Here is a 515-nt window from a genome sequence, read left to right on the forward strand (position 1 = left end):
GAACCCTCCGGGGGCCTGGTCGCCCGCCTGCGGCCCGGTGAACGGTTGCTCGCGCAGTTCCCCGCGCCCCTTGAATGCCGCTGCGCGGCAATCCCCTGGGCGCCCCGAAGGGGCGCATCAAGGGGCGCGGGGAACTGCGCGACCAGCCCACCACCGGGCGGCAGACAAACAGGGGGCCGGGGCGGAGCCCCGGGGAAGGAAAGCTAGACCACCGCGCCCCGGCCGGGGTCGTCCTCGCCGTCGTCGTCCTCGCTCATCCGGGCGAAGAGCGTGGCGAAGCCCCCGATGAAGCCGCCCACCCCCAGCGTGGTGAGCCACCAGGTGAACTCCCAGCGGAGGATCGCCGCCAGCAGCATCAGCAGCGGACCGCCGATCACCGCCAGCCAGGCGAACTTCGCCGTCACGTCCGACTCCGGCAGCGGCGGCGGCTCCGGCGGGACGAAGTGACCCTCGTCGCCGTCGTCCGTGCCGTCGTCGGACGGCTCCTTCACCGAGAAGTCCCGCGGCCCGCCCAC

Annotated in this window: 1 pseudogene; it reads right to left on the bottom strand. The window is 74.0% G+C overall.

The window, feature by feature from the left end:
* Window positions 1–203 precede the first annotated feature (203 nt).
* Window positions 204–515 (bottom strand): annotated as a pseudogene (locus tag ACJA3G_RS38455) (hypothetical protein); the annotation flags it as partial.

It is taken from the genome of Streptomyces sp. YS-3, assembly GCF_045257485.1.
Classification (GTDB): Bacteria; Actinomycetota; Actinomycetes; order Streptomycetales; family Streptomycetaceae; genus Streptomyces.